The sequence below is a fragment of the Desulfonatronum thiodismutans genome, from assembly GCF_000717475.1.
GTDB classification, from domain to species: domain Bacteria; phylum Desulfobacterota; class Desulfovibrionia; order Desulfovibrionales; family Desulfonatronaceae; genus Desulfonatronum; species Desulfonatronum thiodismutans.
In genome coordinates, this window is the sequence record NZ_JPIK01000013.1 from 375,738 (window position 1) to 402,681 (window position 26,944).

The 26,944-nt window shown below is 60.9% G+C and carries 29 protein-coding genes; 20 read left to right on the forward strand and 9 right to left on the reverse strand.

Annotated features, from left to right (window positions below; all coding sequences use genetic code 11):
• The first annotated feature begins 23 nt into the window (after positions 1 to 23).
• The gene (gene cydD, locus GY33_RS0111795) at positions 24 to 1,808 is read left to right on the forward strand and encodes a thiol reductant ABC exporter subunit CydD (RefSeq protein WP_152555177.1); all 1,785 of its coding nucleotides are present in this window, start codon (positions 24 to 26) and stop codon (positions 1,806 to 1,808) included.
• On the forward strand, positions 1,775 to 3,514 hold the full coding sequence (cydC, locus tag GY33_RS0111800) for a thiol reductant ABC exporter subunit CydC (RefSeq protein ID WP_235185510.1): 1,740 nt from the start codon (positions 1,775 to 1,777) through the stop codon (positions 3,512 to 3,514). Before cydD ends, cydC begins: the two co-directional genes overlap by 34 nt.
• Before the next feature lie 23 nt (positions 3,515 to 3,537).
• On the opposite strand, the gene GY33_RS0111805 is transcribed toward cydC, so the two are convergent.
• The 4 genes from GY33_RS0111805 to GY33_RS0111820 all read right to left on the reverse strand — a co-directional run bounded on the left by GY33_RS0111805 (position 3,538) and on the right by GY33_RS0111820 (position 6,622).
• On the reverse strand, positions 3,538 to 4,302 hold the full coding sequence (locus tag GY33_RS0111805) for an exodeoxyribonuclease III (protein WP_031387533.1): 765 nt from the start codon (positions 4,300 to 4,302) through the stop codon (positions 3,538 to 3,540).
• Positions 4,303 to 4,311: 9 nt separating this feature from the next.
• Positions 4,312 to 4,995: a metallophosphoesterase gene (locus tag GY33_RS0111810; RefSeq protein ID WP_031387534.1), complete on the reverse strand. Its 684-nt coding sequence runs from the start codon at positions 4,993 to 4,995 to the stop codon at positions 4,312 to 4,314.
• A 119-nt stretch (positions 4,996 to 5,114) separates the two neighbouring features.
• Entirely contained in the window at positions 5,115 to 5,333 is a 219-nt protein-coding gene (locus GY33_RS0111815) for a Trm112 family protein (protein WP_031387535.1), read from the reverse strand.
• Between the two features lie 47 nt (positions 5,334 to 5,380).
• Positions 5,381 to 6,622: a hypothetical protein gene (locus GY33_RS0111820; protein ID WP_031387536.1), complete on the reverse strand. Its 1,242-nt coding sequence runs from the start codon at positions 6,620 to 6,622 to the stop codon at positions 5,381 to 5,383.
• 176 nt (positions 6,623 to 6,798) lie between these two features.
• Between GY33_RS0111820 and GY33_RS19235 the strand changes: the two genes are divergently transcribed.
• A complete protein-coding gene (locus GY33_RS19235; protein WP_235185511.1) occupies positions 6,799 to 7,044 on the forward strand; it encodes a hypothetical protein in 246 nt (81 codons plus the stop codon).
• 147 nt (positions 7,045 to 7,191) lie between these two features.
• On the opposite strand, the gene GY33_RS0111830 is transcribed toward GY33_RS19235, so the two are convergent.
• The 5 genes from GY33_RS0111830 to GY33_RS0111850 form a co-directional block, all read right to left on the reverse strand.
• On the reverse strand, positions 7,192 to 7,767 hold the full coding sequence (locus tag GY33_RS0111830; RefSeq protein ID WP_031387537.1) for a hypothetical protein: 576 nt from the start codon (positions 7,765 to 7,767) through the stop codon (positions 7,192 to 7,194).
• A 79-nt stretch (positions 7,768 to 7,846) separates the two neighbouring features.
• Complete coding sequence (locus tag GY33_RS0111835; RefSeq protein WP_031387538.1) at positions 7,847 to 8,539, reverse strand: amino acid ABC transporter permease; 693 nt, start codon at positions 8,537 to 8,539, stop codon at positions 7,847 to 7,849.
• A complete protein-coding gene (locus GY33_RS0111840; protein WP_051822558.1) occupies positions 8,536 to 9,372 on the reverse strand; it encodes an amino acid ABC transporter ATP-binding protein in 837 nt (278 codons plus the stop codon). The genes GY33_RS0111835 and GY33_RS0111840 overlap by 4 nt, the downstream gene beginning before the upstream one ends.
• Complete coding sequence (locus GY33_RS0111845) at positions 9,369 to 10,082, reverse strand: amino acid ABC transporter permease (RefSeq protein WP_152555178.1); 714 nt, start codon at positions 10,080 to 10,082, stop codon at positions 9,369 to 9,371. Before GY33_RS0111845 ends, GY33_RS0111840 begins: the two co-directional genes overlap by 4 nt.
• Positions 10,083 to 10,192: 110 nt before the next feature.
• Positions 10,193 to 10,957 (reverse strand): ABC transporter substrate-binding protein, encoded by a 765-nt coding sequence (locus GY33_RS0111850; protein WP_031387541.1) that lies wholly within the window; start codon positions 10,955 to 10,957, stop codon positions 10,193 to 10,195.
• 466 nt (positions 10,958 to 11,423) lie between these two features.
• On the opposite strand from GY33_RS0111850, the gene GY33_RS0111855 reads away from it, so the two are divergent.
• From GY33_RS0111855 to GY33_RS0111935, 17 genes are all read left to right on the forward strand, one after another.
• Positions 11,424 to 11,633 carry a hypothetical protein gene (locus tag GY33_RS0111855; RefSeq protein ID WP_084185135.1) on the forward strand — a complete coding sequence of 70 codons (210 nt, stop codon included), beginning with the start codon at positions 11,424 to 11,426 and terminating at the stop codon, positions 11,631 to 11,633.
• Positions 11,630 to 12,826 carry an LptF/LptG family permease gene (locus GY33_RS0111860; protein WP_051822559.1) on the forward strand — a complete coding sequence of 399 codons (1,197 nt, stop codon included), beginning with the start codon at positions 11,630 to 11,632 and terminating at the stop codon, positions 12,824 to 12,826. The genes GY33_RS0111855 and GY33_RS0111860 overlap by 4 nt, the downstream gene beginning before the upstream one ends.
• Before the next feature lie 14 nt (positions 12,827 to 12,840).
• Entirely contained in the window at positions 12,841 to 14,031 is a 1,191-nt protein-coding gene (locus GY33_RS0111865) for an LptF/LptG family permease (RefSeq protein ID WP_051822560.1), read from the forward strand.
• A 17-nt stretch (positions 14,032 to 14,048) separates the two neighbouring features.
• A complete protein-coding gene (locus tag GY33_RS19890) occupies positions 14,049 to 15,005 on the forward strand; it encodes a phosphatase PAP2 family protein (RefSeq protein ID WP_084185127.1) in 957 nt (318 codons plus the stop codon).
• A gap of 333 nt (positions 15,006 to 15,338) precedes the next feature.
• Positions 15,339 to 15,719 carry an NADH-quinone oxidoreductase subunit A gene (locus tag GY33_RS0111875; RefSeq protein WP_031387546.1) on the forward strand — a complete coding sequence of 127 codons (381 nt, stop codon included), beginning with the start codon at positions 15,339 to 15,341 and terminating at the stop codon, positions 15,717 to 15,719.
• A complete protein-coding gene (locus tag GY33_RS0111880) occupies positions 15,695 to 16,249 on the forward strand; it encodes an NADH-quinone oxidoreductase subunit B (protein ID WP_031387547.1) in 555 nt (184 codons plus the stop codon). The genes GY33_RS0111875 and GY33_RS0111880 overlap by 25 nt, the downstream gene beginning before the upstream one ends.
• A complete protein-coding gene (locus GY33_RS0111885) occupies positions 16,246 to 16,833 on the forward strand; it encodes an NADH-quinone oxidoreductase subunit C (RefSeq protein ID WP_051822561.1) in 588 nt (195 codons plus the stop codon). Before GY33_RS0111880 ends, GY33_RS0111885 begins: the two co-directional genes overlap by 4 nt.
• Positions 16,834 to 16,899: 66 nt before the next feature.
• Positions 16,900 to 18,072: an NADH-quinone oxidoreductase subunit D gene (locus GY33_RS0111890; RefSeq protein ID WP_031387549.1), complete on the forward strand. Its 1,173-nt coding sequence runs from the start codon at positions 16,900 to 16,902 to the stop codon at positions 18,070 to 18,072.
• 4 nt (positions 18,073 to 18,076) lie between these two features.
• The gene (gene nuoH, locus GY33_RS0111895) at positions 18,077 to 19,054 is read left to right on the forward strand and encodes an NADH-quinone oxidoreductase subunit NuoH (protein WP_051822562.1); all 978 of its coding nucleotides are present in this window, start codon (positions 18,077 to 18,079) and stop codon (positions 19,052 to 19,054) included.
• 49 nt (positions 19,055 to 19,103) lie between these two features.
• Positions 19,104 to 19,742 (forward strand): 4Fe-4S binding protein, encoded by a 639-nt coding sequence (locus tag GY33_RS0111900; RefSeq protein ID WP_035271907.1) that lies wholly within the window; start codon positions 19,104 to 19,106, stop codon positions 19,740 to 19,742.
• Positions 19,742 to 20,251, forward strand: a complete 510-nt coding sequence (locus GY33_RS0111905; protein WP_031387552.1) for an NADH-quinone oxidoreductase subunit J family protein — start codon at positions 19,742 to 19,744, stop codon at positions 20,249 to 20,251. The genes GY33_RS0111900 and GY33_RS0111905 overlap by 1 nt, the downstream gene beginning before the upstream one ends.
• Complete coding sequence (gene nuoK / locus GY33_RS0111910) at positions 20,248 to 20,556, forward strand: NADH-quinone oxidoreductase subunit NuoK (RefSeq protein ID WP_031387443.1); 309 nt, start codon at positions 20,248 to 20,250, stop codon at positions 20,554 to 20,556. The genes GY33_RS0111905 and nuoK overlap by 4 nt, the downstream gene beginning before the upstream one ends.
• Before the next feature lie 3 nt (positions 20,557 to 20,559).
• Complete coding sequence (locus tag GY33_RS0111915; RefSeq protein ID WP_031387553.1) at positions 20,560 to 22,044, forward strand: monovalent cation/H+ antiporter subunit D family protein; 1,485 nt, start codon at positions 20,560 to 20,562, stop codon at positions 22,042 to 22,044.
• Between the two features lie 9 nt (positions 22,045 to 22,053).
• Positions 22,054 to 22,320, forward strand: a complete 267-nt coding sequence (locus tag GY33_RS0111920; protein ID WP_031387554.1) for a hypothetical protein — start codon at positions 22,054 to 22,056, stop codon at positions 22,318 to 22,320.
• Positions 22,313 to 23,791: a proton-conducting transporter transmembrane domain-containing protein gene (locus GY33_RS0111925; protein ID WP_031387555.1), complete on the forward strand. Its 1,479-nt coding sequence runs from the start codon at positions 22,313 to 22,315 to the stop codon at positions 23,789 to 23,791. The genes GY33_RS0111920 and GY33_RS0111925 overlap by 8 nt, the downstream gene beginning before the upstream one ends.
• 54 nt (positions 23,792 to 23,845) lie before the next feature.
• Positions 23,846 to 25,390, forward strand: coding sequence for a complex I subunit 4 family protein (locus GY33_RS0111930; RefSeq protein ID WP_031387556.1), 1,545 nt, complete (start codon positions 23,846 to 23,848; stop codon positions 25,388 to 25,390).
• Entirely contained in the window at positions 25,387 to 26,823 is a 1,437-nt protein-coding gene (locus GY33_RS0111935) for an NADH-quinone oxidoreductase subunit N (protein WP_031387557.1), read from the forward strand. The genes GY33_RS0111930 and GY33_RS0111935 overlap by 4 nt, the downstream gene beginning before the upstream one ends.
• The last annotated feature ends 121 nt before the right edge of the window (positions 26,824 to 26,944 follow it).

The following is a 26,944-nucleotide window of genomic DNA, read 5'->3' on the forward strand; positions in this document are numbered from 1 at the left end:
CCCCGTCCAAAAATTGACCCCTCGTGATCGCATCCAGAACACACACCAAGACCAGCCATCCGGCCCCCAAGGACTGGTTGCTAGGGAATGCGCGGTTGGTGCGCGGGCTGCTGATGGCCGGGATCGGGTTTGGGGCGGCGGCTGGGGTTTTGCTGATTGTTCAGGCCGGATTGCTGGCCTGGGTGGTGCATCAGGTCCTGTTTGAGGCGGCCGCGTTGGAGGACGTTTTCGGGGCGCTGGTGGCCCTGCCGCTGCTGATGCTGGTCCGGGCCGGGCTGGTCTGGGGCGGGGAGCAGTTCGGGGTTCAGGCCGCGATGCGGGTCAAGGGGCAGCTCCGGATGCGGGTCATGGACCACTTGGCGGCTTTGGGTCCGGAACGGCTGCGTGGCCGTTCCAGCGGCGATCTGGCCCATCATGTGGTGGACGGGATCGAAGGGCTGGAGGCCTATTTCGCCCGGTATCTGCCTCAGGCCGCCTTGGCCGCGTTGCTGCCTCTGGCTGTCCTGGCGTTCGTCTTCCCAATGGATTTTGTCAGCGGGTTGATCCTGCTGTTCACCGCGCCGTTCATTCCCCTGTTCATGTTCCTGATCGGCTCCCGGGCCGAGAAGCTGAACCAGCGCCAATGGCGGCGGCTGGCGCTGCTCAGCGCCCGGTTTCTGGACAGTCTGCAAGGCCTGACCACGCTTCGGCTGTTCAACGCCACTCGCCGGGAAGCCCGAATCATCGCCGAGATCACCGACGACTACCGGGAATCCACCCTGTCCGTGCTGCGGATCGCCTTTCTCTCCGCTCTGGTTCTGGAATTCTTCTCCACGGTCAGCCTGGCCGTGGTGGCCGTGATCATCGGTTTTAAGCTGCTCTCCGGGAGCATGGCCTTCCAGGCCGGGTTCTTCATCCTCTTGCTGGCCCCGGAATTCTATCTTCCCCTGCGTACCCTGGGCGTTCATTATCACTCCCGGCTTTCGGCCATGGCCGCGTCCGAGGGGCTGACGGCTCTGCTGGCCGAGCGACCTCAGGTATCTGAACGCCCGACAAGGCGCTGCCCGGAATGGTCCGTCATGGAACTGGACATTCAGGATCTGGACTTCAGCCATGCACCGGACCAACCAGTGCTGCGCGGGTTTTCCCTGCACGTTCCATTCGGAAGCCGCGTGGCCCTGATCGGTCCCAGTGGCGTGGGCAAGACGTCTTTGTTGCGGCTGCTTCTGGGCACGGCCCGCCCGGAAGGCGGACGCATTCTGGTCAACGGGACGGACCTGACGGAAGTGGACTTGGAACACTGGCTGCGGCACGTGGCCTGGATGCCCCAGAATTCGTATATCGCGCCGACCACGATGTGGGAGAACGTGCTGCTGGGCGGTTCTTCCGGATCGGATGGGCAGCCTGAGGTGGCGGAGGCAATGGACTGGGACGCCCTGGAAAAGGTCGCCGCGCTGACCGGCTTGAACCGTGATCTGGTCGCCATGGACCAAGGCTGGCAAACCCGTGTGGGCGAAGGCGGGGCCGGGTTGTCCGGCGGGCAGCGCCAGCGGTTGGCCCTGACTCGGGTCTTGGCCAGAACTCTGGGCAAACCCGTCCCGTTGCTGCTTCTGGATGAGCCCACGGCGCACCTGGACGACCATGGTGCCGAGATGGTGCTGGCCGCGTTGGGCAAAGCGTCCGGTGTTGTTTCGGGCGAACTTTCAGGCAAACGGACAGTGGTCATAGTCTCGCATGATCCGCGGGTTCGGGAGTTCGCGGACGTGGTGGTGGAGCTCACGCGGCCGAAGGATGCGTGTCCTTCAGAAACACGCCGGGACGGTGGGTGATGCGCGTCTTTCGGCTCCTGTTGACTATGGCCCGGGCCAAATGGCCCTGGCTGCTTCTGGGACTGGCCTGTTCCGTGGTCACGGTGCTGGCCAACATGGCCCTGCTGGCCCTGGCGGCCTGGTTTCTGGCCTCCATGGCCCTGGCCGGGGTCAGCGGAGTATTGTTCAACTATTTCCTGCCTGCAGGAGCCATTCGGACTCTGGCGATAGTCCGCAGCGTGGGGCGATATTTCGAGCGGCTGGTCAGCCACGACGCCACCTTGCGCCTCCTGGCTGACCTGCGGGTCCGGTTTTTCGAGCGCCTGGTTCCCCTCGTGCCCGCCGGCCTGGGCAAGGAAAACGGACGAGGAGGGATGCACAGCGCGGATTTGTTCAGCCGGTTGCGGGCGGACATCGACCTGCTGGACAATTTCTATCTGCGCCTGCTCCTGCCCGCCGGGACCGCGATATGCGTGGCCGGGGTGTCCTTCGGTTTTTTTCTGTTCTTCGATCCGGCCCTGGCTCTGGGCGTGGCCGGGCTCTGGCTGCTGGCCGGGGCCGTGCTGCCGGCATTTTGCCTGTATCGGGATGCAAAGGACGGCGCGGAGCAGGTGCAGGCGGCCGCCAGACTGCGCTGTCTGGTGGTGGACGGTTTGCGGGGCATGGAAGAGTTGCTGGTCTACGGTGCCGGACCCAGATACCGGGAACTGGTCCAGCGGGAAAACGACCGGCTGATCCGGCTGCAAACCCGGACGGCCCGGCTGGAGAGCATGGCCCAGGGCATGGTGGGGCTGGCCTCGGGCCTGGCCATGTGGCTGGTCCTGCTGCTGGGCATCCCCCTGGTTGGCGCGGGCGACTGGTCTCCGGCCACGCTGCCCATGCTGGCGGTTCTGGCCCTGGTCTGCTTCGAGGCCGTTATGCCTTTGCCCGGAGCGTGGCGGATGTGGGGACAGATTCGGATGGCCGCAAGCCGGATATTGGAAATCACCGAAGCCCGGCCTCCGGTGATCGAGCCCATGGAGCCGCAAGCATTGCCGTCGGGAGGAGATCTGGTGGTCCGCGATCTGTGGTTCACCTATCCAGGAGGAACTTCAGACCGCGATGAGCCGATGCTGCGCGGCGTGAACCTGGATCTGCCCCAGGGCAGGCGGGTCGGCATCGTTGGACCGGCCGGATCGGGCAAGACCACCCTGCAACAGATTCTGCTGCGGTTCTGGGAGTACGACCACGGCGAGATCCGACTTGCCGGGCGGGAACTGCGGAACGTGTCCGGCGATGAGGTCCGGGCCCGGATGGCCGTGGTTTCGCAGCACGTGTTCCTGTTCAACGCCACCATTGCCGAGAACCTGCGCCTGGGGCGTCCCCAGGCCGCGGAGTCCGAACTTTGGGACGCACTGCGCGGAGCCCGGCTGGAGGAATTCGTTGCGTCGTTACCGGACCGTCTGGATACCCAGGTCGGTCAGTTCGGGGCCAGACTGTCCGGCGGTCAGGCCCGACGGCTGAGCGTGGCCCGGGCCCTGCTCAAGGACGCCCCGATCCTGATCCTGGACGAGCCCACCGAAGGGCTGGACGCCGCAACCGAGGCCGAGTTGTGGACGGAGCTGCGCCCCCTGATGCAAGGCCGCTCCGTGCTGCTGATCACCCATCGCCCGGCTGGGCTGGAATACATGGAGCGGGTGTATCGGCTGGAACAGGGGCGGTTGGTTTCCGTCCGTCTGAATGCGTGATGGCGTGGCTTGGGGCCGAGCGACTACAACTCCAACTCCAGCCCCACCGGACAATGGTCCGATCCCTGGACGTCCGGTTCGATCCAAGCGCGGCGGACGGCGGGCTTGAGTTCCTCGGAGACGAAGAAGTAGTCGATGCGCCACCCGGCGTTGCGGCTTCGGGCGCCGTAGCGGTAGGTCCACCATGTGTACTGATCCGGCAGGGCGGTGAATATCCGGAAGGTGTCCACGTATCCGGCGGCGATGAAGGAATCGATCCAGGCGCGTTCGATGGGCAGAAAGCCGGAGGTGTCGGAGTTGGCCTTGGGGTTTTTCAGGTCGATTTCCTTATGCGCGGTGTTGAAGTCCCCGCAGACCACGATGGGCTTGGAGCGGCGTAAATCCTGGGCGTGTTCCAGGAATGCATCGTAAAAGCCCAGTTTGTAGTCCAGCCGCTCCGGGCTCATCTGGCCGTTGGGAAAATAGATGTTGAAGAAGTGGAAGTCCGGGAACTCCAGGCGGATCACCCGGCCTTCACCGTGGAAGCGCTCGTGGGGCAGTTCCAGGCCCACGTCCAAGGGCTTCACCTTGGTGAAGCAGGATACCCCGGAATAGCCTTTCTTGGTTTGACTGGGGTTCCAGTAGTCCAAGTAGCCGGAGGCTTGCCGATCCTGGTCGGCGAGTTGGTCCGGCGTGGCCTTGATTTCCTGCAGGCCGACAACGTCGGCGTCGGCCTGATGGAACCAGTCCCAAAAGCCCTTGTTCAGCACGGCTCGGAAGCCGTTGACGTTCCATGAGTACAGCTTCATGATGTATCGCTATGAGGACCTTTGGCCGATCATCCGCAACTCGCCGCGCAGTCCGGTCGCGGTCAGCCGGATCAGGGCGTAGCCGCCTCCGGCCAAGGGGCCTGGGTTAATTACCTGGGTCTTGCCGATGCGGTCCTCGGCCCGGGCTTCGTGAATGTGCCCGGTCAGGCAGACCTCCGGCTGGACCTTCTCGATGAAGGCCCGGACGGCCCGGCTGCCCACGGAGGTCTTGCCGCCGACCTTGTCCGCTGCGGTGTCGAAGGGCGGGTTGTGGGCCACCAGCAACAGGTGCGGCAGATCCTTGACCGGTTCATGGGCCTGAGCCAGCCAAACAGCCAATTGGTCGTCGGAAACCTCTCCCGGCGTGCCGAAAGGCGTGGGGTTGGAGTAGCCCACACCCATCAGTCCGACTCCGTGACCCAGGTCCTGTCCGCGGGCATGGATGTTCACGCCCTGTGCGTTGAGAAAATCCTCAACTTCCGGATAGTCCATGTTGCCGATCTGAGCGTAGATTCGGGGGTTGATTTTTCGAATCTGCTCCAGGATGCGCTCCGCCGCGGGCTTCTTGCCCCGGTTGGTCAGGTCGCCGCTGACCAGGACCGCGGCGGCCTCGCCCAATTCAGGGATCAGGCGGACATTGCCGGTTTGTTCATGGATGTCCCCGAATCCGATCCAAAAAGGAAGTTTGGTCATGGTTTCCCTCCGTAGGGGTGATGCGTTGCGTCTGAAGGCATGTCGGGAGGTAGATGCGTCACATGCTTCATGGCGTCTTCCAGGCAACTCCGCTCGTCGTCAGATGTACGCAAGAAGGCTTACCTAATATTCGTCCCCTTGCTCTGTTCGCGGACGCCCTTTTCCCAGTCCGCCAGCGGGACGGCCTCTTCGATGAGCATGATCGGGATTTCCTCTTTGATGGGATAGACGACCCGGCAGGGCGTGCAGGTCAGGCCGTCCTCGGCCGGGGTCAGGGTCACGTCGGCCTTGCACTTGGGGCAGGCCAGGATGTCCAGCAATTCCTTGTTCAGGGCCATGGGGTGGGTCTCCTTTGGGAAATGAGGGTGTTCTTTTTTTGGCAGTTTTACTGGGAAACCTTGGACAGGGCGTGCAGGGCCAGAACCAGGATGTCCGGCTCGGCCACGAGGCTGGCCTTGGGGCAGAGTTCGAGGACGGCCTTGTGCAGTTCCTGCTTGCGGGTCACGAATACGGCGTGGGTGTCCGGGCAGCGTTCCAGGGTCGCCCGGAGCATGGGCAGGTCGGAAAAGGTGTCTCCGCAGACCAGATGCGGGCCTTTGTCCAGGTTCAGCCCCAGGGCTTGGTCCAGAAACAGCACCCCGTCGCCCTTGTCGAAGTCCTTGCGCTCTTCGCCGGAGCCGATAGTCAGGATGATTTCAATATCCAGGCCGGTGTCCTCGATGCGCAGGGCGTGGCCGTCCGGGTCGTGGCGTTCCACCAGGGCCGTGACGGTCCTCAGAAAGGCCAGGGATTCGGCCTCGGGGACGGACCCGGAAATGTCCTGGCGGGCCACGGTGAGCTGGCCGAATTTTACCTGCAGGCCTGAGCCGATCAGGCCGAATTTTCGGTTTTCAGGGCGTTCCAGCAGGCTGCCCAGATCGCTGTGCAAATTTTGCAGTACGCGATTTTGATCCTCAGAGGTCGGGAAGCTGCCGTAAGCGTCGGCCAGATCCATGTATTCCCGGCCTTTGGACGCGGCCATGACGTAGGTCTTTGGCGGAACGACGCTGACGTCCAGGAGCCCGGGGCCGGACAGCGGGCCGGAGGTGACCACGATGGGCCAGGTGGCGCGGCTTCGGGCGAAGCGGGTCAGGAAGACCGCATTGTACACGGCCTGAACCGAGGAGCGGTAGCGGCCGCAGTAGTTGTTCACCGTGCCGTCGCGGTCCGTGATGAAGCAGCGTAAGGTCGCGGCGCCCAAGGCCTTGGTCAGTCGTTGGGCTAATTGATCGGCCTGGGAAAGCAGGCCCGGAGTCTGATCCTCGATGACCAGTTTCAGAGCCGTCTCGCCCAATTCCAAGAACATCACGTCCCTGGCCAGCTCCGTGATTTCGTAGTCCAGGTCAACGGTCACCGCGTTGTCGTCGTCCATGCGCAGCAGTCGTTCGAAAGGTTTTTCCGAGTCAGTGTTCGGAATCTGCTTCAAACTTTCCAGGGCGTTACGCAGTGAGGCGATATCCGATTCCGCGGGTTCCCGTCCGGCCAGGGCGTCTTGAGCGGCCTTGCGTCGGACAAGGGCCGTCTGGTTCATGAGGTGGTAAAATTCTTCAAGGGTCTGGATGGGGCGGTGTTCAATAGTCGTGGTCATGAGAAGCTCCGGAAAGGTTTGACTGTCAGTTCGGCACTTGGTTGGCATTTTTCGTGCAAAATAAAAAAACACCATGGCCGGGTGGGAAAAAAATGCTAAATCTCCCTAAAGATGTTTGCGATTTGGTCGATATAGTAGGTAACAAACCCCAGAAAAAAAGGAAAAGGAGGCGAATTATGGAAATGCCTAAGATCAACCCCGCTGTTATGGAAATCCCGAAAGCACAGCCGGCTGAAACCGTTTCTCGGGAAGGACAGTCCCAGGCCGAGTCCATGAAGAACATCCGGAAAGCCCGCTTGCAGCGACAAGTGCTGCAAGACCCTACTGTCATCTCCAAGCTCGTGGCCATGGAAACCACGTCGGTCTACAATGCCAAGGGAGACATCGTCCAGGCCGTGTCCGGGGCCAGTCTTGAGTCTTGACCCTCGCCCGCACGGCTTCTGAGGGGCATGCTTGAGGTTCCGTTGGGGAGCCTCCAGTCCTCGGAAGCCGTACGGAGCGTGCTGGACTTCTCGTCCTTGATGTCTCCATATTCACTTCCTTCGCAAATCCCACCATCGCACCGTGCCTCAAATCGGCGGACCCTGGTGAATCATTTCGGCCAGGGTTAATCGAACTTTCGCGGGTTTTTGGGTCATGCTCCGCAGATAATCCATCTCCAATTCCGCCAGGAGACGGTAAAAGTCCGTCCGGTCCAGCTTGGGCAAACCAGTGCTGCCTGCCGCCAACTCTTGACTTCGGAAACACCCGGGAAACTCCTTAACGACCCCGTTGGGCAACGTGAAGGCGTTGGGCACGCCGTGCAGCCTACAGATCATCAGCCGATGCGCGTACAGGATGCACCGCCCGTCCTCGTTCAGGGGACACATGATGTCCGGAGCTCGCTGTTCGGCCAGCATCCCCCTGGCTTGGTCCACGTATTGGGCGGCCCGTGATCGGATCTCCCGCAATCGCGCTTCCGGGAGTATTGCCAGCCCTTGCCAGAGATAAGCCCATTCCACATGGGTGTGGTGTTGAAAATAGCTGGTACAGCAGTTGTCCGGACAGTCGGCGCAGGTTAGGCCGATGGTCGCGGCGATGTTGGCGTATTGGTTTTCCATGTCCGCATAGAGTCGCGGCAAACGGAGAAGCGGATCCTCGGGCATGAAACCTCCGGGAAGTGTTTAGTGCCCCTGGTTTTGGGCGGAAGGCAAGGATATTCCTGGCGGCGGGACGGATAGGCGCTTATCCCCTGGATTGTTCGAATCCCGGCAACTCCATTTTGCGCTCGACATACTGCAAGAGCAGGGTGGCCAGGGTGACCAGCAGCAGATAATACAGGCCCAGGGCTACGAAGACCTCGATGTTGCGCCAGGTCTGCTTGGCAATGGTCCGTCCGATACCGGTCAGTTCATTGAGGGTGATGATGGAGGCCAGGGACGAGTATTTGATCAGATAGATGATCTCGTTGCCGCACCCGGGCAAAGCCCGGCGCAGAGCCTGGGGCAGGACCACCCAGAGTACGGTTTGGGTCTTGGTCATGCCCAGGGCCTGGGCGGCCTTGATCTGTCCGTGGCGGATGGAGAGCAGGGCGCCCCGGATGTATTCGGAGTGATAGGCCCCGCTGCACAGAGTGAAGCCCAGGATCGCCGCGGACATGGGGGAAAGCACTATACGTACGTCGCCGATCTGCAGATGGGGCAGGGCGAAGTACCAGAAGAACAATTGTACCACCAGCGGAGTGCCTCGGAAAACGGACACGTAGGCTTCGTTCAGCCAGCGGACCGGAGCAGGGGCATAGACCCGCAACGAACCCACCAGGACGCCGAGGGCCAAGCCCAGCAAGGCCGAGGGCACGATTACGGCCACGCTGACCCAAAGGCCCTGATTCAGGGCCGGGGCCACGTCGGTCAAGAAAAAATGCCAGTAGTCGCTCATGTCGTGCCGCGTCCGCCCTCTGGGTTGCCGGCCGGGATTGCGTTTGGAGACGCGCAACTGCGCTCTGCCGCGCCCAGGTCACCGGAGAGTTCATTGATCTTGGCGCAAAAGGCCATGGTCCGGGACGAGGCCCCGGGGGCCAGCAGGTGCGCCGGGCTGCCGCGTTCCACGATCCGTCCCTTTTCCATGAACAGAAACTCGTGGGCCATGGTCGCGGAAAAGGCGATCTGGTGGGTGGCCATGATCATGGTCATGCCGGCGGAAGCCAGGAAGCGGATCACGGCCAGAACCTCACCGATGAGTTCCGGGTCCAGAGCGCTGGTAGGTTCGTCCAGGAGCAGTACCTTGGGGTCCATGGCCAGGGCACGGGCCATGGAAACGCGTTGTTTCTGACCTCCGGACAGTTGGGCCGGATACAGGTCCATCTTGTCCGCCAGGCCGACCCGGGCCAATTCTTCCTTGGCGCGGTGCGTGGCCTTGGCCTTGGCTTCGCCTTTGACCTTGATCAGGGCGATGCGCACGTTGTCCAGCGCGGTCAGGTGGTCGAACAGATTGAAATCCTGGAAGATCATTCCCACTTGCTGACGAAAGGCGCACAAATCCTTGCGACCGGCGGCCTTGAATTCCCGTCCGTCCAGCCAAATCCGGCCCTGATCCGGGTAGTGCAGAAAGTTCAGGCACTGCAACAGCGTGCTCTTGCCGGACCCCGAGGGGCCGATCAGGATTTTTACCTCGCCCCGATTCACGGTCAGGGAGACGTCATCCAGGACGAGTTGATCGCCGAGGGTCTTATGGATGCCTTCGACGCGGAGAACAGGTTGCTGCGTGGTCATGACATGCTTCCTTGCCGGGCGTAACCGGGAATCCGCACCTTTCGTTCCAGCGTCTTCAGCGCCCGGACGCCCAGGTGGGTCAGGATATAGAAGAGCACTCCGGCCACCAGGGCGAAGGGCAGCGGCTCATGGGTCAGGGCGGCCACGGTCCGGGTCCGGGACATGATTTCCATCACCCCGATGGCAAAGGCTAGAGCAGAGTCCTTGAGCAGGATGGAGTATTCGTTGGACCAGCCGGGGATGGACAGCCGCAGGGCCTGAGGCAGGATAATGCTCCGGATGGCCTGGCCGTCGGTCATGCCCAGGGCACGGGCCGCTTTGAGCTGGCCTTCGGGCAGGGACTGGATGGAGCCGCGAAAAATTTGGGATTGATAAGCCGCGCTGGTCAGACTGAGCACCACCAGGGCCGCCAGAAAGGCGCTGTCCAGTCCCAGGCCGGATAGCGCGGGAACCTGGCTGAGGTAGGCCAGGATGCCGAAGTAGAACAGGTAGAGCTGGACCAGGATGGGCACCCCACGAAACAGCCAGACATAGAAGCCGGCCAGACGACGGATGGTTTTTGACCCGTACACTTGACCCACGGCCAGCGGGATGCCGAGGCACAGGCCGAGGAACATGGCCCCGAAGACAAGGGTTAGGGTCCAGGTGATCCCGCCCAGGATATAGGGCAAGGATTCCCAGAGCACGGGCATGACTTTGGCGAAATCCATCAGAGTGGGGGCTTGTTCGACGAGGCCGTCCGGTGGTCGATTCTGGGGATAAAAAGGCTTGGGGGAGGCTTACAAGCCGCCCCCAAGCCTTGACGTGATATCAGGGGATGTTACTCAAGTTCCCATTTCTGCTTCAGCTCGACCCAGTACGGATCAGCCATTAGCTTCTTCAGGCCTTCGTTGAGCGTGTTCAGCAGTTCGGTGTCGTTCTTGCGTACAGCGTAGCCGTAGCCGTCCGCGGGGACATCGAAGGTGCCGATGGTCTTGAAGGCCCGGCCCTTCTTCATTTCACGGGCAATGGAACTGTCCATGGCCGAGGCGTGAATGCGTCCGATGGGCAGGTCCTGCATGGATAGGTCCGTGGAGTCGTAGGCCACGATCTCGAAGTTCATGCCCGGCTCCTTGGCCTTGTCGATGAGCAGGGTGTGGGTGTTGGTGCCCCGCTGCACGCCGATTTTTTTGCCGGTGGTGAACATCTCTTCAAATGAAGTCTCCTCGGCTTCGTTGGCCACCAGAACCTGGGTGACTTCGTAGTAAGGGATGGTAAAGTTGACGACCTTCATCCGTTCTTCGGTGATGCTCATGCCCGAGGCGATGAAGTCGATGCGGTTGGTGTTCAGGGCCGGGATGATTCCGTCCCAGTCCATGGGCTGGTGCCGCACGGTGAAACCCATCTGTTCGGCGATCCAATTGACGGAGTCCACGTCAAAGCCAGCCGGGTTGCCTTGGGTGTCCACGAAGCCGAAGGGCGGAAAGCCGAAATCGATGCCGTTGACCAGTGTCTTTTCGGCCCAGGCCGGTCCACTGAGGGTCAGGCACAGCACCAGTGCCGCTAAAAGTCCCGCCAAAACGCCGAAACGCGATCCCTTAGCCATACGTTAAGCTCCTTGTTGAGTGGTTTTGGTTGTCCCGTCCATGTCGCGGCGCACCTCCATGATGCCCGTCCCATATGGGGAACGATGAAACGAAACCCGCGAATAGCAAAGAGCGGACATCCAGGCAAGGAGGGATTGCGGGCAACGCCGGGCAGGTTTGTTCTCGCCCCCACCCACCTGCTATCTGACAATCGCGATCGAAATCGAAATCGTAATCGCAATCGAACGCAATATCCAGATAGATGGCGTAATCACGAGGTGATACAAGGCTTTCTTCATTCCGATTCCGATTTCGATCGCGATTTGGATTCGGATAAGACAGATTTCCCCTGACCCTTCATGGACTCCGCGTTGTCATCGCCGGGGGCTTGTTGTAGGTTCTGCCTTCCGACGAGAAACAGCCAGTGCCGTTGCTGATCCGGTTCTGTATCCGGCCCTGGCGAGAACACCGAGCAGGTGGATGGCAATGAACGACATCAAAATGACCGAACCGATCCAGCGCGCCGTGGCCTGGATCGACGAAACGCGTCGGGATCATCCCGGGCGTTCCTTGGCCTCGCTGCTGGCTGAAGCCGGGATGCGCTTCAACCTGGGGCCTGGCGACGGGCGTTTTTTGGAACGTTTTTTTCAAGCCGAAGCGCCTTCCGTGGGCCGTGGGGAGAGCGAGTCGTCTTGAACCTTTCCGCCTATCTGCCCCATCGCTGGACCTTGCTTCAGAAACGGGTATTCCAGGAAATCTGCTTTCTTTTCTTCCTGACTTGGTCCGCCCTGATCTCCCTGCTTCTGGTCGGGCGGCTGCTCCAGTTGCGCGAGCTGTTTCTGCACCAACAGGTGTCCACCCTGGACATCCTCCGGCTGTTCGTCTTTCTGAGTCCGTTTTTTCTGTTCATGCTCATCCCGGTGGCCTGCCTGCTGAGCATCTTTCTGGTGTTCCTGCGGATGAGCAACGATCGGGAACTCATCGCCCTCAAATCCGGCGGCGTCAGCCTGTACCAGATTCTTCCGGCACCGATCATTTTCTCCCTCGCCGCCTCGGTCCTGGCCCTGGTGATCAGCCTGGGCGGTATTTCCTGGGGCTTCGACAACTTCCGGCGCACCGCCCTGGACCTGGCCCACTCCAAAACCCAAATGGTCCTCCAGCCGGGCATTTTTCACAAAGATTTTCCCGGATTGACCATCTACGCCAAGAACGTGGACGCGGACCAGCGGCTGCGTCAGGTTTTCGTGGAGGACCAGACCCGTCCGGAAATCACGGCGGTGATCGTTGCTCCCGTGGGCTACGTGGTTACCGAGCCCAGGGAAGGCCGCATACTGTTCGCTCTGGAGCACGGACGGATCTACCGCATGCAGAAAAATGCCATTACTGAGCTGCGTTTCGACACGTACCTGGTGCGCTTAGATCTTGATCAGTTGCTGATGGGAATTTCTCAGCGTGAAGCCCGGCCTAAGGAGATGTCCTGGAGCGAACTTCGGGAATGGTCCGCCATGCCCGATCTTGTGGAGGTCCGTGGGGAAGAGTTCGCCAACCGGGTGGCCGTGGAAATCCACAAACGCTGGGTCGTGCCCATGGCCTGCCTGATTCTCGGGCTGCTGGCCATTCCCCTGGCCCAGGCCTTCGAAGGCTTGAAGCGCCAGTACGCCATGATTCTGATCATGGCCGTATTTTTCGTGTTCTACGGCATGTTCTCCACGGGCATCGTCATCGCGGAACTCGGCATCGTGCCCGCCTACCTGCCGCTGTGGGGGCAGATGCTGCTCTTCGGGGCCGTAGCCGGCCTGGGGATTTGGTTCGCCGCCCAAGAGCGGGGATTACGTATCGGCGAGTGGATCGCGCATCTTCAGATCTGGTTTCTGAAGAAGGCTGATTAGCCGTGGGTGAACATATGTCTTCTCGAAACGTCAAGCTCCCTCCTCCGACGCGGCCTTCCATCGCCCCTTTCGTCAGCGACGTTTTCCGTCGCTTGACCGCCTATCGATTGAGCACGCTGCAACGCTATCTGCTTGTTCAGAATCTTTTTCTGAACGGGTTGTGTCTCGGGGTCGGGATCTGCATCTACCTGCTTCAGGACCTGGTGGAAAACCTGGACGTTTTTGTCCAGGCCGGTGTGGGCGTGGGCACCATGGCCGGTTTTTTTCTGGCTAAATTGCCGCTGATTCTTTCGCAGATCCTGCCGGCGGCCTTCCTGGTCTCCCTGATCGTCCAGATCGGACTGCTGGTTCGCCACCGGGAACTGCTCGCCCTTCAGTCCGGCGGGGTTTCCTATACGGCGTTGGTTCGTTTCTATGCCGTATACGGTTTGGTCTGGTGTTTCGCGCAACTTTTCCTGGCTCAGGCCCTAGGCGTGGCCGGTCAGCGGGCCATGGACCGCATCTGGGCGGAGCAGGTGCGAAAGGAAGAGGCTGGGCAAGTGGAATTGCGCGATATCTGGTTTCTGAGTGGCACCTACGTGGTCAGCGTCGACGGGGCGTATCCGGAGCAACGCCGTGGCCGGGACATCACGGTTTATGTCTACGGCGAGGGCAATACGCTGCAACGGATTATCGTCGCGAGTCGGTTCGACATTCTGGGTACGGGCTGGGAGCTGCACGAACCTCGGATCTACGAAACGCTTACCTTTGAGGTTAGGGAAGAAGCATCCTTGAGGCTGGATATCTCTCAGGATCTTGAGGTCTTCGGCGTCTTGCAAACCCGATTCGAGGCCGCCGCGCTTTCACTGTTCGAGCTGGGGCGGATCATTTCTTACCTGGAGGGCACCGGTTCCAACGTGGAACGGCTGCGTACGGCCTGGCATATGAAGTGGTCCTATGCCTTCTCCCTGCTGATGATGGCCCTCATCGCTCTGGCGCTGTATACCATTTTCGACAGCGTCTACCTGAACATCGCCCTGGGGCTGGCCATTGTTTTCGTGTATTACGTGCTCTTCGTACTCGGGGTCTCCCTGGGGGAACGTGGTTTTCTTTCTCCCTTTCTGGGCGCATGGATGGGAAATCTCTTGTTTGGCTTTCTGGCCGGGGGACGTCTGCTTTGGCATGTGATGCCCGACAATCCGTTTGATTTCTTGCGAGGCCGTTAGGTCTTTTCCCATCGATCATGGTTAATACCCGAGAGGTCGCTTCGAATCGGCCCAAGCTTTGGGGGCAACTCACGTCCTCACCGCTTTGGTGGTGGGTCGGGGCAAGTGCGCTGATCGGGGGGCTGCTCAGCATCCCTCTTTTTCGGGGAGATCTGGCCGTGACGGCCTGGGGCCTGGAGCTGTCCCGTGAATCCATTTTGCTGCAATGGTGGAACGACGTGGCCGCGCGATCTCTGTTTCAGGGAGAATCGCCCGGCGCTCAGGATCTGACCTACGCGACGCTCATTCTGGTTTTGGCCGTCTATTTTAGCGCCTTGACGCCGTTCTGGGGGCCAAAGGCCTCCGGCATCCGGCTCTTTGCCGGATACTATTTGGCGTGCATGCTGCTCTTTCTCGTGACCAATCGCGGCCTGAAGGCCTTTTTTGGACGGGCTCGGCCCCAGGACGTTCTTCGCGGAGACCAGGACTATTCCTCAATCTGGCTGATCGGGCCGTACGGTTTTTCCGAGGCGATGAGCAAGGGCAGCTTCACGTCGGGGCACACCACCACCGCGATGTTTTTGCTCCCAATGGCCGTATGCCTTTGGTGCGCTTCGCGACGATCCCTCGCATGGTCGGTGCTGCTGCTGGCATTGGCCTGGGGAAGCATGGTGGGGGTCGGTCGGGTATTCCATGGCTCGCATTACCCCGGCGACGTGCTCTGGGCCATAATCATCTGCCTCTGGATATGTGCCTTTGCGGCTTACCGCCTTTTCGGCCTTGATCGTCGCGGCCAATCCCCAGCCATGCTCTCTGGCTGGGAGTTGCAACTGACGATTTGGTCCGCCTTGACCCTCTTCGCCTTGTTCGCTGCAGTGATCGGAGTCAAGCAAATGGTTTTCGAACCGACGTGGTATTGGCCTCTGGTCTTGGTTTTAAGCACTCTGGCCGCTTGGATAAGTTCGATCAAAACAGCCCGTCTCACACGATCCTGATCAAAGATATTCCTCCTTTCGCTTTTCCTCCAACACCGCCTCTTCCGTCCGAAAAATCCTTGTACGTCTCCCTTATCCGTGTTTTTCCGGATGCCGTCTTGTGTCAAAAAGTCAACAAGACAAAATAATCACGCCTTGTTGACAAATTGTTGTTAGCTGGTATGAAGGCAGGGAAAATATAACAAACATAATGATGTATGCCTAAAAGCTGCTGTCGTAAAAGTTTGTTTTTTTGTGTTATTTTTCTTTTCTTCTTGAGGTAGTCCTCTTTTTCACCTTTCTGGAAAAGACGTTTTTCATTTTTTTTGATCCCTGCCCAAAGGTGGTAACCCCATGGTATTCACTTGGTTTCACTTGGCTTTGATCGTTTTTCTCTTGGCGGGCGTTCTGTTTGCCGCGGGGCCCCTGCTCATCTCCCGCCTGATCGCTCCCCGGTTCAAAGGCGGGGATATCACGATGCCCTATGAATGCGGGATCACGCCGCAGGGCAGCGCCTGGACCCGCTTCGGGGTCAACTACTACTTCTATGCTTTGATCTTTCTCGCCTTTGAGGTGGACATCCTCTATTTGTTTCCGGTGGCCACCTACTATCCACACTCCGAGGGTTTCCTGCCGTTGATAAAGCTGTTCATCTTCCTGTTTATTCTCGGAATTTCCATTATCTATTTCTGGCGCAAAGGAGTGTTCTCATGGCCGAGACGGATTTCTCTCTGAAGCGAGCCGATCTGGGCCAAGACCAAGCGCCGATCCGGATCGCCCCCCTGGAAAAGATTTTCGACGTCTGTCGGTCCATGTCCCTCTGGCCGATGACCTTCGGTCTGGCCTGTTGCGCCATTGAGATGATGGCCGTGGGCATGGCCCGGTTCGACATAGCCCGCTACGGCGCGGAGGTGTTCCGTCCCTCCCCGAGGCAGTCCGACCTGATGATCGTGGCCGGGACGGTGACCAAGAAAATGGCCCCCGCAGTGGTCCGGTTGTACGAACAGATGCCTGGGCCGAAATGGGTCATGGCCTTGGGGAACTGTTCCATCTCCGGCGGGCCGTTCAACTTCAAGGGCCAGTATAACGTTGTCGAAGGGGTTGATCGGATCATCCCGGTGGACGTTTACGTTCCGGGATGCCCGCCCCGGCCCGAGGCCCTGCTGGAAGGGCTGTTCCTGATTCAGGAAAAAATTACCGGCAAGCGCTGGTGGCCGGTGGCCAAGCCCGTGGGCGCGGCCGTCGTCGAGGGAGGTGTCCGATGACCCTTGATGCGTTGCGCGACGTGCCGGTCTTGCGTCTGGAAGAATGCTCCCCGAACGTGTCCGGCCTGACTCTTGCCGCATACCTTGCTCCGGAAGAGTTGCGACCCGCGGCGGCCAAGCTTCTTGGAAAGGCCTACTTTCTGGAGGACGTCTCCGTGGTGGAGGTTTCGGAAGGGTTTCTCGGCGTGTACCATTTCGATCATTTCGACGCACCGGGCAGGATCGCCCTCCGGGTGTTGATACCCAAGGATGCCCCGGAACTGCCGACGATCTCGGACATTTATCAGGGAGCCTCGTGGCATGAGCGGGAATGCCGGGATTTCTTCGGCGTGACCTTCGCCGGACATGAGAACATGACGCCCTTGCTGCTGGCCGCCGAGGACGCTGAGTTTCATCCGTTGCGTAAGGGCGACAAGGCTCTCAAGAGCCTGACGGACTTGGTACCCGACGGCGAAGGAGGGCCGCAAGCCGGAGATGTGGCCGCGTTTCTCGCGGCCGCGGAGGAGAGCGAAGCCCCAGGCACGCCTTCCGACGTTACGGGATCGGCGGACGGCCACGAGAGCGACGAGGTTTCCGCCACGTGAGGCGCTTTTGTCCTCCGCGTCGACTCCAACGAATCTGAACAGCGCATACCAACACAAAGGCTTGCCATGACCAGTTCCGCGTCTCCAGGGCGATTCCATCTCGGTGGGGATTTCTACACCAATCATTTCGAAAAGGGCGGCTCGCCGGATACCATGATCCTGAACATGGGGCCGCAGCACCCGGCCACCCACGGCGTGCTGCGGGTCATTTTCGAATTGGACGGCGAGTATATTCTGCGCACCGAGCCGGTGCTGGGGTATCTGCACCGGATGCACGAGAAAATGGGCGAGGAGCAGACGTACTACCAGTACATGCCCAACATGGGCCGGGTGGACTATCTGCATGCCCTGGCTTGGAACTGGGCCTGGGCCGGGGCCGTGGAAAAGCTGGGCGGGATCGAGGTGCCCCGTCGAGCCGAGTTCATCAGGGTGATCACCTGCGAGTTGAACCGGATCAGTTCCCACTTGCTCTGGTGGGGGGCCTTCCTGCTGGATCTGGGGGCGTTCACCCCGATCATGTACGGATTTGACGATCGGGAACGAATCCTGGACATCCTGCAGCGGCCCACCGGATCCCGGCTGACCTACAGTTATTACCGCCTCGGCGGGGTGGCGGCGGACCTGGACGATACGGCCCAGCGTATGATCCGGGACTTCGTGCTCCATCTGCGCTCCAGGCTGCCCATGTACCGCGATCTGGTCACGGGCAACATGATCCTGCGTCATCGCCTGGAGGGCGTGGGACACATCTCCGTGGAGATGTGTCGGCGCTACGGGGCCACCGGTCCCACCCTGCGCGGCTCCGGCGTGGCTTACGATGTGCGCAGGGCCGAGCCCTACTCCGTCTATCCCGAGCTGAACTTCAGCATCCCCACTGACGACGACTGCGACGGCATGGCCCGGTACAATGTGCGCATGGCTGAAATCGAGCAGAGCCTGGACATCATTGAACAGGCCCTGGACATGCTGCCTGACGGTGATTTCTGGGTCAAAAACGCACCTAAACCCAAATGGAAAGCGCCCAAGGGTGAAGTATATTTCGCGGTGGAGGGCGCGCGCGGCAAGATCGGCGTACATCTGGTCAGTGACGGCAGCGCTACGCCCTACCGGGTCAAGCTGCGCGCGCCGGGTTTTTCCAATCTGAGTCTCTTCGCCGAAGTGACCAGGGGCACCTTGCTGGCCGACGCCGTGGCCATTCTGGGCAGCCTGGATATGGTCATTCCGGAAATCGACAGGTGATCCCATGACTCCTCCTTTCGGCATGCCTCTTGAACTGTTCACCATCTTCCTGGCCTTGGCCCTGCTGGCCGGGTTCGTGGGCCTCAACGGCCTGGTCCTGGTTTACCTGGAGCGGAAAGTAGCCGGGCACATTCAGCGTCGGCCCGGGCCCTTCGAGGTCGGACCTCACGGCCTGCTCCAGCCCCTGGCCGACGCCCTGAAGCTGGTGGGCAAGCAGTTGATCACCCCACGGGGAGCGGACAAATGGCTGTTCTGGACCGCGCCGATCATCTCCTTCGCCCCGGTCTTCGTCCTGTTCCTGCCCATTCCCTTCGGCCCGATCCTCACGGCCATGGAACTGGACTTGGGGTTGTTGCTGATTCTGGCCTTCGCCGGAATCAACGTCCTGGCCCTGTGCCTGGCCGGGTGGAGTTCGGAGAACAAGTGGTCGCTCCTGGGCGCGGCCCGAGCAGTGGCCCAGTCCGTGGCCTACGAGATTCCTCTGCTGCTGGCCGTGCTGGCCATTGCCTTCCAGTACGGCTCGCTGAATCTGTCAACCATAGTTTCCGGGCAGGGTGCCTGGCCGTGGCAGTGGAACATCATGGTCCAGCCAGTGGCTTTTTTCATCTACTTCGTCTGCGCCCTGGCCGAGACCAACCGAGCTCCCTTCGACCTGCCCGAGGCGGAAAGCGAGCTGACCGCGGGCTTCCATACTGAATACTCAGGCATGGGCTTCGGTATCTTCTTCCTGGCCGAGTACGCGAACATGATCGTGGTCTGCGCCGTGGCCACGGCCTTGTTCCTGGGCGGCTGGAACGGTCCGGCTGCCCCGGGCGTCTGGTGGTTTTTGGCCAAGGTCTATCTGCTGTTGCTGGTGATGATGTGGTTCCGCTGGACCTACCCCCGGGTGCGTTTCGACCAGCTTTTGAACCTGAGCTGGAAATGGCTCCTGCCCCTGGCCCTGATCAACTTGGTCGTGACCCTCGTGCTTGTAAAGCTTTGATGGCAAGCTTTGATGGCAAACTTTGATGGCAAACTGAGATGGTGACCTGATGACCATGATTCGTGAATTCGGAAAGGCGCTGCAAGGCCTGTGGAGCCTGGCGATAGGTTTGGGCGTTACCTTCCGGGCTTTTGTCCGGCCCCAGGTGACGGTGCATTATCCTCGGGCCACCGTGGACGACGCCAATCTGCGGACCTATCACGGCCATGTTGAACTGACCGGCAAGGATGATGCACCCGAGATACCCAAGTGTATTTCCTGCGGCATGTGCGCCATGAACTGTCCCAGCGCCTGTCTGACCGTGGTCAAGCAAAAGGCTCCCAAACCGACCCCGGAACAGAAGAAAGCCATGGAAGAAGCCGAAGCCCGGGGCGAAAAGGTTAAGAAGCCCTCCGCGCCCAAGAATCCAGCCTCCTTTACCTACGACTTTTCCTTGTGCAGCCTGTGCGGAACCTGCGTGGAAAGCTGCCCGGCGGATTCGTTGCGTTTTTCCAATGAAATCTATCAGGCTGGCTTTGATCGCAAGGATTTTCAGTTCGACCTGCTGGCCCGGTTGCGCGGGCAGGCTGAAGGCCTGTCCGGGGCCAGTCCCAAGCCAGTTCCCAAAACAGATGACGATCCAGATAACAGGCCTGACCACAAAACAGACTCCAAAACAGACCCAAAAACAGAGAAGGTGGAGAAGTGATGGAAATTCTCGCCTACGTCGCCTTCGGCGTCTACGTGCTGATCATTTTGTTCGGCGGCCTGCTGGCTGTCTTCAGCCGCAACCTGGTCCGTGCCCTCGTCGGCCTGGTGCTGACGCTGTTCGGGGTGGCGGGCTGCTACCTGCTGATGGCTGCACCGTTCATGGCCTTGATGCAGATTCTGATCTACGTGGCCGCGGTGAGCATTATGATTTTTTTCGCGATCATGCTCACCAAGCCGCCGGTGGGCGGGGAGGAGCAGTCGGGTCGGCCCTGGTGGGTGGGCGCTGGATGCGTGGTCGCGGCCCTGGCTCCGACCATGCTCATCGCCCGGGTGCTACGCTGGCAGCCTCTGGCTTCCCATGAACATCCCACGGAGATCGTGCTCATGGACCTGGGCCGGACGTTCATCGAACCCTACTTTCTGGCCTTTGAATTGATTTCCGTGGTCCTGACCGTAGCCATGGCCGGAGCGGTGCTTCTGGCCTTTGAAAGGAGACAAGGCCAATGACGGCGCTTACCATGTTTCAACTGGTCAGTTTGCTTTTGCTGGCCTTGGGCCTGTTCGGCGTGATCTGGCGGCGCAGCTTGGTGGGCATGCTGATCAGCGTGGAGCTGATGCTCAACGGAGCGGGCCTGAGCATCGTGGCCTCGGGCCAGCTCACCGACGCCTCGGGCACCGTGGGCCATGCCGCGGCCCTGTTCGTGATGGGTCTGGCCGCGGCCGAAGCCGCCCTGGTTCTGGCGATCATCATTGTCGTGGCCAAGCGCTACGGCCACATTGAAAGCGCGCGCCTGCGCACCCTGCGAGGCTAAGCCATGCCCGAGATATTGGTCAGCGCCAAAATCCTCATCCCTCTGCTCATCACCCTGGTCGCGCCCCTGGGCATCGTCCTGGCCCGACACAACCCCAACAACCGGGAGGCGGTGTCCTTTGCCGCGGGCATTCTGACCTTCGCCACGGTGCTGTCCTTTGTGCCGGACGTGCTGGACGGCAAGATCTGGACCTACACCCTGTTCACCCTGATCCCCGGGGTCACGGTCAAGTTCGGTGTGGACGGCCTGTCCCTGATCTTCGCCCTGGTGGCCTCGTTTCTCTGGATCTTGGCCACCAGCTACAACATCGGGTACATGCGTTCGCTGAACGAACACGCCCAGACCCGCTACTACTTCTGCTTCGCGGTGGCCATTTTCGGGGCCCTGGGCGTGGCCTTCAGCGCGAACATCTTCACGCTGTACCTGTTCTACGAAGTCATCACCTTGTTCACCTACCCGCTGGTGGCCCACCACCAGGACGACACATCCTTTGCCGGGGCCCGCAAGTACCTGGTCTACCTGATGGGTACCTCCAAGCTGTTTCTGCTCCCGGCCATGATCATGACCTACGTGCTGGCCGGCAGCCTGGACTTCAACCTGACCGACGTGGTCCACGGCATCTTCCCCGCGGACGCCAACCCCGTCGCGGTGACCGTGACCTACGTGCTGTTCATCGCCGGTCTGGCCAAGGCCGCGATCATGCCCCTGCACAACTGGCTGCCCTCGGCCATGGTCGCGCCCACGCCGGTCTCGGCCCTGCTGCACGCCGTGGCCGTGGTCAAGGCCGGGGTGTTCTGCGTCTGTCGGATCATTCTCTCAGCCTTTGGCCTGGAAACCATGGACGTGCTCTACCTGGGCATTCCCACGGCCTACCTGGCCGCGTTCACCATTGTCGTGGCCTCGTGCATCGCCCTGACCAAGGACGACCTCAAGGCCCGGCTGGCCTATTCCACGGTCAGCCAGCTGTCCTACGTGATCCTGGGCGTGGCCCTGCTCACACCCATGGCCGTGATGGGCGGCACCACGCACATCGCCCACCACGCCTTTGCCAAGATCACGCTGTTTTTTGGCGCCGGGGCGATCTACGTGGCCACGCACGTCAAGAAGATCAGCCTGCTTTCGGGCATGGGTCGACGGATGCCCTGGACCTTCGGGGCCTTTTCCCTGGCTGCCCTGAGCATGATCGGCGCGCCTCCGGTCAGCGGCTTCGTGACCAAATGGTACCTGGCCAACGGGGCCCTGGACGCCGGGCAGATCGTGATCCTGATCGCCCTGATGGCCAGCACCGTGCTCAATGCCAGCTATTTCGGCCCGATCATCTACAAGGCCTTTTTCGAGGCCCCGGCCCCGGGCGTCCGGCTGGAAGACTACAAGGAAGCCCCCCTGACCATGGTCGTGCCCCTGTTCCTCACCGCCCTGATCTCCATCTTCCTGGGCCTGTACCCGGACACCTTCATGGGCTTCATCAAGGCCATGGCCCAGTTCTAGGAGTCGCTTATGCAAGACCATACCACGCTTCACGAAAACAAACTGATCGCGACCCTGCGCTCCCTGTCCGGGCTGTTCAAGCTGCTTTTTTTCGCGGTTCTCGCGGTCCTTGTCGGCCTGAATTTCTTCATCGGCCCCTATGACCCGCACGTGGCTTGGGAAGTGTATCCGGGCTTTTGGGCCGGATTCGGGTTCGTTCTGGCCGTGGCCATGGCCTTTGTGATGAAACGCATCGTCGCTCCGTTGATCGGCGCTCCCGAGGACATCCATGACTAATATTGCAACGGGTTTCTTCCACCCGACCATCGCCTTCTTCGGCCTGGGCCTGGTCCTTTTGCTCCTGGCCCGGACCACAGTGACCTGGTGGCGCTGGCTGCTGCCTTTAGCCCCGATATTGGCCATCATCGCCGTGTTCTCGGCCACTCCGGGCGATCATCTGCACCTGCGCTACCTGGGGCTGGAGCTCTCCCTGGGCCGCCTGGACGGGCTGTCCCTGATCTTTGCCAACGTCTTCGCCATCCAGGCCCTGATCGGCTTTATCTACGCCTTTCACCTCAAGGAGATCCGCCACCACGTGGCCGCGGCGGTCTACGTGGGCGGGGCCTTTGGCTGCGTCTTTGCCGGGGACTACCTGACGCTGTTCATCTTCTGGGAAATCATGAGCGTGGCCTCGACCCTGCTGATCTGGTTCAACTCCAAGGAGAACCCCAGGGCCGTGGGCGCGGGCATCCGCTACTTCGTGATCCACACCATCGGCGGGCTGATGATGCTGGCCGGAATCCTGCTCCGCTACCAGGTCGTGGGCGACNNGGTCGCGGGCATCGGCATCGGCACGGCCATGACGCTGAACGGCACCTGCGCCCATGCCTACGCCCACATCCTCTATAAGGGGCTGCTGTTCATGAGCGTGGGCGCGGTGCTGTATTCCGCCGGAACGGCCAAGCTGAACGAACTTGGCGGACTGGCCGGCCGCCTGCCCCTGGTCATGTTGGCCTACGTGGTCGCGGGCCTATCCATCTCCGGGATGCCCATCTTCAACGGCTTTGTATCCAAGACCATGACCATCGCCGGGGCCTTCAACGACCACCAAGTGCTCCTGGGTATGCTCATGGAAGTGGCCGCCGTGGGCACCTTTCTTTCCGTGGGTTTGAAACTGCCCTACTTCGCCTTCTGGGGCGGCAAGCCGACCTACGACAAGCCGCTGAGGCCCATTCCGGTGAACATGTACATCGCCATGGGCGCGGCGGCCGTGCTCTGCATCGCCCAGGGCCTGTATCCGGACCTGCTGTACCGCTTCCTGCCCTATCCCGGCGCGTACGACTTCCAGCCCTGGTCGTCCTGGAAGGTGCTGATGACCTTGATGCTGCTGGGCTTCACCGGCCTGGGGTTCATGGTCATGCGCGGGGTGCTCAAGCCCCATGCCCAGCGCAACCTGGACTTCGAGACCCTGTACATCTACCTGGGCCGCGCCTTCCTGGCCTTGGTCAGTCGCCCCCTGGCCGTGATCGACGCCTTCTGGAGCGAGGTCTACGAGCGCGTGGGCCTGGTCGGACTGCTGTTCCTGGGCCGGATCACTTCCTGGTTCGACAAGATGGGCATTGACTTCGTCCTGGACAACAGCGCCCAAGGCACCCGGGAAACCGGCGGCATCCTGACCTCGGCCCAGACCGGCCGCCTCCAGGACTACCTGGTTCTGGCCATCGCCCTGGCCTCGGGCATCGCCCTGCTGGTCTGGTATCTCTTCTAAAGGACACATGCTTCCCATGCTTCCCATAAATCCCCTAAACCAAGGTGCCGCGACATGACTGAATCCGGGTTCCCCGTTCTCAGCGCCCTGATCTTCTTCCCCCTGCTGGCCGCCGTCGGGCTGTTCTTTCTGCGCGACGAGCGGACCGTCCGCCTGTACACACTGGTCGTGGGTCTGATCGAGATGGGCTTGGCCGCGCCGCTGTTCCGGTTTGATCTTTCCACCGCGAACTTCCAGTTCGTGGAGATCATGCCCTGGGTACCGGCCTGGAACATGAACTACCATGTGGGCGTGGACGGGATCAGCATCCTGATGATCTTTTTGACCGTGCTGCTCCTGCCCCTTTGCGTGCTGTGCTCCTGGTCGTACATCGGCAAACGGGTCAAGGAGTTTCACTTCTGCCTGCTGCTGATGATCGGGGCCTGCGTGGGCATCTTCTCGGCCCTGGACTTCGTGCTGTTCTACATTTTCTGGGAGGCCATGCTCATCCCCATGTTCCTGCTCATCGCGGTCTGGGGCGGGCCGAACAAGCGCTACGCATCCTTGAAGTTCTTCATCTACACCCTGGCCGGCAGCACGCTGTTTCTGGCGGCCATCGTGGCCTTTTTCGTGAACACCGGGACCTTCTCCATTCCGGAACTGATGACCCATGAATACGCTTTCAACTTCCAGTTCTGGACCTTCCTGGCCATGGCCCTGGCCTTTGCCATCAAGGTGCCGATGTTTCCGTTCCACACCTGGCTTCCGGCGGCCCACGTGGAAGCACCCACCGCGGGCTCGGTGCTCCTGGCTTCCATCCTGCTCAAAATGGGCACCTACGGCTTTCTGCGCTTTTGCCTGCCCCTGACCCCCGCGGCCAGCGAGTACTTTGCGCCGCTGATGATCACCATCTCCATCGTTTCCATCCTTTACGGCGGAGTCATTGCTTTGGGCCAGAAGGACATGAAGAAGCTGATCGCCTATTCCTCCGTGGCCCACATGGGCTTCGTGACCCTGGGCATCTTCGTCTTCACCATGCGCGGGGTGGAAGGGGCGATCATGCAGATGATCAACCATGGGATCACCACCGGGGCGCTGTTCATGCTCGTGGGCGCGATCTACGAACGCAGCCACAGCCGGGAAATCGCGGACAACATGGGCCTGGGCAAATACCTGCCGGCCTACATGTTCTTCTTCGGCCTGTTCGCCATAGCGTCCTTCGGCTTTCCCGGCACCAACGGCTTCGTCTCCGAAGCCCTGGTGCTCATCGGCGTGTTCGAGGCCAATTACCTCCTGGGCGCGTTGACCATTCCCGGGGTGATGCTGGCCGCGGCCTACATGCTCCGCCTGGGCCTGAAACTGGCCTGGGGCCAGCCGTCCCAGGCGGCGAACTGGAAGGACCTGAACACCCGGGAGTGGGTCTATCTGGTCCCCCTGGCCGTGCTGGTCCTGTACCTGGGGCTGATGCCCACCCTGGCTCTCAAAACCATCAACCCTTCGGTGGTCCACCTTCTGAACCAGTACGAAACCCGCAAGACCCTGCACCTGGAGTCGTCCCTCCAGCCCGAACCACCGGCCCAGGTTGTTCAACTCCCCGCAACACGAGGTACTGACCAGTGATCTTCCAAATAGAGCTGTTCATCCCGGAACTGTACCTGCTGGCCCTGATCGGCGGCCTCTTCGTCTTGACCGTGGGCCCCCAGTCCTGGTGGCGATTTCTGCGCTACCTCCCCCTGGCCGCGAGCGTGGGCATCGGCGTGGCCGCGCTGTCCTTCCAATTCTCCGGCCTGATGTTTTACGAGGCGTATCAGGTGGACGCCTTGTCCCAGTTCTTCAAGCTGGCCATCTTCCTGGGCCTGGCCGTGACCTGCCTGAACGCCATGAACCAGCCCACTCTGTCAGACGAGAAACGGCCGGACTACTTCCTGTTTCTCTGTCTCAGCGCCCTGGGACTGATGCTGCTCTCCAGCGCCGTGGAACTGGTTACCATCTTCCTGGCCCTGGAACTGGCCTCCTACAGCCTCTACGCCCTGATCCCCCTGCGCTCCAAGGAACCCGCCGCGGCCGAGGCCGGGATCAAGTACATCCTGTTCGGCGCGGTGGTCACGGCCCTGGCCATGTATGGCCTGTCCTACATCCTGGGGGTCCACCACACCACGTACCTCTCGGAACTGGTAACCAAGACCTGGTCCTGGTCCGAGACCCCGGCGGCCCTGATCGGCATCGCCCTGTTCCTGGGAGCCCTGTTCTACAAGCTGGCCCTGTTCCCGCTGCACTTCTGGTGCCCGGACGTCTATGAAGGTGCGTCCAACGAGACCGCGGCCTTTGTGGCCACCCTGCCCAAGCTGGGCGCGGTGGTGGTTCTGGTGCGCCTGTCCTCGCTCTTGGATCCGAGCATGGAAGTGACCATGCTCCTGGCCGTGCTGGCCGCGGTGTCCATGACCTTCGGCAACCTCTGCGCCCTGGTTCAGACCGACTTGAAACGCCTTCTGGGCTACTCCTCGGTTTCCCACGCCGGATACGTGATGCTGGGCATCGTGGCCGGGACGCCCGCCGGACTCTCCGCCGCCGCGTTCTACGCCGTGGTTTACCTGTTGATGAACCTGGCCTGCTTCTGGGTGATCTGTCGCCTGTCCACGGATGGTCGCAACCTTAAGTTGGATGACTTAAACGGTCTGTACCAGCGCTCCCCGGGCCTGGCCCTGGTCCTGGCCGTGTCCGCCTTCGCCCTGGTCGGCCTGCCGCCCACCGCGGGGTTCATGGGTAAGCTCTTCCTGCTCAACTCGGCCTGGATGGAAGGCTACCACTGGCTGGTGATCATCGCGGTGCTCAACTCGGCCATCGCCATCTACTACTACCTGAACCTGGTCCGCCACGCCTACACCCGTGACGCGCCCGTCAACGCATCGGGCGACGTTCAGGCCGTGCCCAACCCAGGCTTGCTCTGGGGCGGACTGCTCGCCGCCGCCGTGCTCTGGCTCGGCGTCGCGCCGGGGACAATCTTTTCTTTTGCCCAGATAGCCGGAGCCGCGGCCGGAGGTCTCCTGCCGTAGCTGGTTGTTTTTGCCCCCAAAGACTGGTTTAGAAATAGCGCCCTCTTCGGTTAGCCTGAGGAGGGCGTTTGTTATTTAAACAGGATATATGAAATTGCTTTGAATTCATTGGTGAAAAAAT